Raw genomic sequence first — 6,405 nt, 5'->3', positions numbered from 1 at the left:
CCGCTTCTTAAAAACCTTTTGAAACTAGACATTGAATGATATAGTAAACTCCAATTTCCGATTTTAAAATCGGGACACCGGAAGAAAAACCATGTTTTTTCGAAGAAGTGGTTTTATCCGCCGCAAGCATCTTTAAAAATTATTCCGGGCTAAAAATACCCCCGAAAGATTTTAGTTTTGACATAAGAAAATGCTTTTAACCATTTCATAATAAGCCGGCATCAAAATTATTTCTTTTCTCGGTCAGTGAGGACACTGACCGTGGCGTGGGCCATGGTTTGTGTCCTCACAAACCACTAGTAATTACGCATTTTAATAAAATTGATTCCGGTTCATTATCACTCATACTGCAAATAGTCACGAGGCCATTAGATTTTAAAGTGATCCGGCAGTTTGCGCCAAAACCATCCTCAACAGACACAAAAAAAATCATTGATTCCCTCGTTCTTAAAAACAACTTTTGAATAGAGATAATGAAGCGCCCTTATTTCCCGGAATCCATTCCGGCTCCAGCCCTCCTACAGAAGTGCGGCACCTATCAGGGCTTTAACCCGCTCACTGAATAGATATCCCTGGTTTTAAAATAGCCAACCCAATCGTAATTTTTGAACCGGTCCTGGTCGGCCGTGCTCATTTTATGACAGCTGGAACAATTGTAGCCAGAGCTGGCAATGATGACATTATCGATCCCCTGCTGGGCATTATCTAAAAACACGGTGATGTTCCGCTCCGCATTCCGGATCCTTTTTTCCAGTACTTCCCTGAATGCCCAGCTATCATAGTTGGGCGATGCCTTTGCCAGGGCATATATTTTTTTGGCTGTTGCAGCATCGCCGGTCCTTACGATCATATCTCCCATATTTAAAAAATAACCTTCAATATTGTGCGGGGCGATCCAGCTATTGTAACAGGCCCTTTTCCTGCCCAGGTTATGACCGGAAAGGTCCTTGCTGATAAACTCCTGAATGGCCGGGTTGGAGCGGTCAACAGATGCGGTATAACAGTCTTCGAGGGTGGTCCATTGCCATTCCAGCGCCTGCTGAAAAAAAGGCACCTGCACGGGCGCCCCGGCAAAAGAGATGCCGATCGTAAATTTATTAAACTCCGGCCAGGCGCTGATAGCCTCCAGCCCTCTTGCATAGCCCTGCTGTAACAGTTCCTGGGATTGGGTCATGCCCGCTTGCGCCATTTCCGCATCTGCCCAAAAACCCAGCAGGCGCTTATCATTGGGGTTCATCTGGTAGGCCTTTGCAAAATACTTACGGGCATCGGCCACATGACCAGGGATTTCTTCCGGTGCAATGCCGCCCCGCAATCCTTCAGACAGTAACCAGAACCGGGCAAATCCTAAATGTGCAGTAGCGACCAGGTTGGAGGAATCTTCCTGGTACTGCTGTTCCAGCTTACTGATCACGGTTTTTACATTTTCAATATTCCCGTTGTGGAACTGCTCCCAGAAATAATGGTTTTGCGGATCGTTCACCCGCTCATACACTTTATCAAAAGCTGATTTTTCGGTTTTGCTCTTTCTGCAGGAAAGAATGGATACAACTCCCGCAAATACAAAGCAGGCAATAACAAGGACACTCTTTTTCATTTTCGGTTGATTGATTTATAAAATTGATAAAAGAAGATTAAAACGTAAACCGGAAATACGGCACCACCAGGATCCCCGGCTGGTACTGGTTCACTACTTTTTGTGTTTTGCGGTCGTAGAGTTGTACAAAAAGATTCTGCCGGTTAGTGATATTGCGCAGGTCAACACCCCCTTCCAGCGTAGACCGCTTAAAGTTCCGGCGCCCGCCAAACTTGAGATCTGCCCGGTAGTACGGCGCCTGTTTTATGGAGTACGGATTGCGGTCTTCATCATAGGTGGTGCCCCTGCCCGAGGCCGAGGCCGCCGCATCCACCGGGGAAACATACCGCCCGCCCATCACCGTCATCCGGAGGCTTACAGAAAAAATATGCTGATCCCCCTCCAGGCGAAAATCCTTCCCCGTAAGGATATTGGCAATATAGTTATTGTTGAAGGTCGTGTTCCGTTCAACCCCGTCGCTGCCCTTGTACCGGGACTGGAACAGGCTTCCCGTTATTAAAAAATAATAATACCGGCTGAACGATTTTTCCAGGGTAAGATCGACCCCATAATTGGCGCCGGTACCTTTATTGACCAGGCTGTCTTTTAAAAGGATCCCAAAACCGGCACCCTCGTTCAGCATGGAAAAGCCGGAAGGATAGCGGGTCACCGGCACATGCGACAGCTTTTGATAGTAGGCCTCCGCCCGGAGCCGGAGGGAAGACGCCAGCTGGTTGGCATAACTCAGCACCATTTGACGGCTGCGCGTAAAGCCCAGCTGCCGGTTGGTGTAAACGGGTTGCCCGTTTATGTAGGACCGTTTAAAGTATACAACCGGGCTTTGCATTTGTGCATGATCGCCATAAGCTACACTGATCGTTTGCCGGCCCGGCAGGTCATACTGCAGGGAAGCGCGGGGCTCTACAGCCCGGGAGCCGTTCAGTGTTAACTGCTGATAATGAAGCCCCGCAGTGAAGGTAAGCCGTTCAGTAAACCGGTGCTTTAGCTGGCTAAAAGCCTGCAACAACGCCGTATTCGTGTTCTCGTCGATCTGGATGGTTTCCGATTCATAATTGCCATAGATCCGTTTATCAAACAGCTGGTATTGAAAAGCAGTTGCCGTAACCCCCGAAAGAAGGCTGCTCCTGGCGCTGAATTTATGCGCCAGCGTATAGGCGACCTCATACCGGGAAGTTTTAAAACGGCTTTCGCCGGTGCGGAAGGCTTCGCGGGTTTGCTCACTGATCGAATCTGCCAGTCCTTTTTCCGTAGCGCGATTGATGCCGATGCTCAGTTTTCCAAAGGTCTTCCTGCCGAAATGGGTCTCCAGGTTCAGCCCCGCGATGCCGGTAAAGAACCGGGAAAAGATATTCGTATTTTCTGCTCCGTATAAGTTCTGGTTTTTGGTCGTATCTGCCTCGTTGCCCAGGAAGTCAATTTTACTGGGACCACCCATGCCCCAGGCAGACAGGGTATTTTTTGCCGACAGCGGGATGTGGATCTTAAAATTAATATCCTGGTACTCCGGGATGGAAGAGCCGGTGCCCACATTAAAGCCAACGGCCTGCAACAGGCCAACAGTGGAGTACCGGTAGTTGACCAGGTAAGAGGCCTTGCTCCTGCGGGAAAAAGGGCCCTCGATACCGGCTTCAAAACCGGCAAAGCCGATCTCGCCTACCGCTTCGGTCTTTTCGGAATTACCGTTCCGTAGCCGCAGGTCAAACACCCCGCCCAGGGCATTCCCGTATTGCGCCGGGAACGCGCCGGCGATAAAATCCGATTTTGCCAGGCTGTTGGCATTCAAAATACTGACGGGCCCGCCGGTGCTTGCCAGTGACCCGTAATGATTGGGATTGGCAATAGTAACACCCTCCACCTGCCATAAAAGTCCCAGGGGCGAATTGCCCCGCACCACAATATCGTTGCGGCCGTCCGACGCATTCGCCACCCCTGCCATGGCGCTGATCATGCGGGCAGGATCGCCAATGGACCCCGCAAAACGCCGGGTATCCGCCGGGTTAAACACCGTTCCGCTCACCGCCACCATCTCATTGTTCATTGCCTGTCCACTTTTGGCCTGTACGACCACGGCTTCTAAAACCGTTGTCTTCTCTGTCAGCGGGATCACCAGCTGCTCTTCCTTGCCAGCCGTTACCAGTACATCGGCAGCCGTACCGGTTTCATAGCCAGTATGGGTGACCAGCAGGCTGTAGCGGCCCAGGGGAATGTTCAGCTTAAAATAGCCGTCCTTATCAGACCGGGCTGATGGCAGGCCTGTGCCCAAAACAGCGATGGTAGCATCCTCTATCGGGAACCGGGTTACATCATCCACGACCCTTCCCCGCACCCATTGGGTTTGCGTGGTTTGGGCCACCAACAGGGAATGACTAAAGAAAAGGAAACAAAGAGGCAGGATCGCCTTCCACCGAAAAGCAGCCGGATTCATTTGCACAAAAACAGGTTTAAAAAGATAAAAAATTGATTTTTTGCAAATATGAGCGCCGAAAATGCGCAAATCGCCCCACCAAATAGGGTGGCACCTCTAAAAACGGCCGTTTTTGTTAATGAATTCCTAAAGACGAGACGATCAATCGGTATCCCGGCTTTTCAGATGATCGGAAGGGGACTGGCCGGTAAACTTTTTAAAATTCCGGTTAAACGAGGACTTGGAGTTAAAGCCGCATTCAAAAGCCAGCGACAACAAGGTATAGTTTTGGTTCTGAGGATGGGCCATCATCTTTTTGAACTCTTCCACGCGCAGCCCGTTGATATAGTCATAAAAGCTTTTCCCGATCCTGGAGTTGATCACCTGCGACAGGTTGCCAGGGTGGGTATCCAGCTGTTCCGCCACATCTCCCAGGGTCAGTTCTGCATTTTTAAATAAGAGGGTTTCCTGCATCAGATGCACCAACCCCTCATGGATCAATACCGCATCCTCCTCCGTAAGTGTGGATTTCTCATACTTTACTTTTCCGGGAGCTGTACTTTTCAAAAGCAAGGCTGTGACCTGCTGCGGCGGGGCTTCATTTAACGGCCCGGGGCTTCCATCCGGAGGCGGGTGCTGACCAGCAGCGCGCCGGTTAAAGATGCCTTCCTGCCGCACGCCAAAAAATCCCAGGAAGAAGATAAAAAGAGAGACCGAAATATAGAGGCTCTGTGCCGTCAGGTAAAAAGTTACAAAAAACCAGATCACCCCAATGCCGCCAATCAAATACCGCAGCCAGTTCAGCGTTATTTTCCCGGTATTGGAAAACTGCCCTGCAATATTCCGGCGATGGCGCTTCAGCAATATGAGCGCCGCAATTACATAACCCACCCCGGAGGCGATGATTGCGATGGTTTGCCCGACGATGACCCCTTTGTAGCCGGGCACACCATGCTCATAGGTATACAGTTTTTGCTCCGGGGACCGGATCAGCACCGGGATCCATATCAGATAGGTGACCAAAAAGGGCAAAAAATGCCAGATCCACCGGTATTTATGTTTTTGCTGGTTGGTTAGGTACAGGGTGTATAAATACAGGAAGGGACCATGGATAAACGGGAACGCCAGCTCCCAGCCCAGCAGCCCGGGCACCGCTTTATACTGATCTGTAACAAACAGATACAGATATACCAGGTGGATGGTAGCCAAAAACTGCCACGCTGTAAGGATCTTATCGGCCGTGGTTTTTTGTGGCTTCGCCAGCAGCAGTATTAGTAAATATACTGATACAATAATTCCCGTAAGGTAGAGCATGGTTGGGTTTATTTTTCATCCGGTCAGGACCCGATCGGGTTCCAGCCCTGGGCCGTGATCTCGTGCCGGCTGCCGCCTTTGGTAATGATATGCGCTCCTTCTCCCGCCTCTGTCATGTAGCCAATAATGCTGATGGCCGGGTTCTCATTGATCTTTTCATACTCCGACTGGGGAACGGTAAACAGCAACTCATAGTCTTCCCCTCCGCTTAAAGCACAGGCCGTGGGGTCAATCTCGAACTTAAAAGCAGCGTTGCGGGTTTCCTCCGCAATAGGGATCTTGTCTTCATACAGCACGCAGCCCAGGTTGCTATCTTTGCAAATATGCAGGATCTCCGAGCTCAGCCCATCGCTGATGTCCATCATTGCGGAAGGCATCACGGAGCTTTCTGCAAAAAACGCAACGATATCTTTTCGGGCCTCCGGTTTCAGCAGCCGTCCGATCACATAGGTTTCCCCTTCAAGATCGGGTTGCACTTTCGGGCTCTCCAGGAATATTTTCTTTTCGCGCTCCAGGAACAACAGGCCTACATAAGCAGCACCCAGGTCTCCGCTCACACAAAGCAGGTCGCCTTTTTTTGCAGTACTTCTTTTCACAAATTGATCAGGTGTCACTTCCCCGATGGCGGTAACAGAAATGACGAATCCCTTTTGGGAGGTAGTGGTATCACCCCCGATCAGGTCTACCCCGTAGTGATTACACGCGGCATATACCCCTTCATAAAACTCATCCAGCGCTTCCAGGCTGAAACGGTTGCTGATGCCGATGCTCAGGGTAATTTGGGTAGGGGTGGCATTCATCGCATACACATCACTCAGGTTTACCACCACTGACTTATAACCCAGGTGTTTCAGCGGTGTATACATCAGGTCAAAATGCACCCCTTCCAGCAGCAGGTCGGTGGTAACGACTGTTTGCTTACCAAAATGGTCGATCACAGCCGCATCATCGCCCACCCCCAGCAGGGAGGAAACGTTCTGTAATTCTATGTTTTTGGTTAAATGACCGATCAGACCAAATTCGCCAAGATCCGATAATTCTGTACGTTCTGTGCTCATAAATAATCTTTACTGATTTATCGTAAGTAATG

4 protein-coding genes are annotated in these 6,405 nt (G+C 50.0%); all 4 read right to left on the bottom strand.

Translation table 11 applies throughout. From position 1 onward, the window contains the following. Positions 1 to 538: 538 nt before the first annotated feature. On the bottom strand, positions 539 to 1,597 hold the full coding sequence (locus BLS44_RS25560; RefSeq protein ID WP_090393605.1) for a tetratricopeptide repeat protein: 1,059 nt from the start codon (positions 1,595 to 1,597) through the stop codon (positions 539 to 541). Between the two features lie 37 nt (positions 1,598 to 1,634). Then, the gene (locus BLS44_RS25555) at positions 1,635 to 4,022 is read right to left on the bottom strand and encodes a TonB-dependent receptor (protein WP_090393607.1); all 2,388 of its coding nucleotides are present in this window, start codon (positions 4,020 to 4,022) and stop codon (positions 1,635 to 1,637) included. A gap of 141 nt (positions 4,023 to 4,163) precedes the next feature. Beyond that, positions 4,164 to 5,315 carry a helix-turn-helix domain-containing protein gene (locus tag BLS44_RS25550; protein WP_090393604.1) on the bottom strand — a complete coding sequence of 384 codons (1,152 nt, stop codon included), beginning with the start codon at positions 5,313 to 5,315 and terminating at the stop codon, positions 4,164 to 4,166. A gap of 23 nt (positions 5,316 to 5,338) precedes the next feature. After that, on the bottom strand, positions 5,339 to 6,373 hold the full coding sequence (gene thiL, locus BLS44_RS25545) for a thiamine-phosphate kinase (RefSeq protein ID WP_090393603.1): 1,035 nt from the start codon (positions 6,371 to 6,373) through the stop codon (positions 5,339 to 5,341). Positions 6,374 to 6,405: the final 32 nt, after the last annotated feature.

Origin of the sequence: Niabella drilacis, from assembly GCF_900101395.1 — a bacterium.
Taxonomy (GTDB): Bacteria; Bacteroidota; Bacteroidia; order Chitinophagales; family Chitinophagaceae; genus Niabella; species Niabella drilacis.
The sequence above is the reverse complement of the archived record's forward strand: the minus strand, read 5'-3'. Positions and strand labels throughout refer to the sequence as shown.

Excerpts from the sequence above, each read along its gene's own strand:
- BLS44_RS25550 (WP_090393604.1), bottom strand. The coding sequence starts at position 5,315 with ATGCTCTACCTTACGGGAATTATTGTATCAGTATATTTACTAATACTG.
- thiL (WP_090393603.1), bottom strand. The coding sequence starts at position 6,373 with ATGAGCACAGAACGTACAGAATTATCGGATCTTGGCGAATTTGGTCTG.
- BLS44_RS25560 (WP_090393605.1), bottom strand. The coding sequence starts at position 1,597 with ATGAAAAAGAGTGTCCTTGTTATTGCCTGCTTTGTATTTGCGGGAGTT.
- BLS44_RS25555 (WP_090393607.1), bottom strand. The coding sequence starts at position 4,022 with ATGAATCCGGCTGCTTTTCGGTGGAAGGCGATCCTGCCTCTTTGTTTC.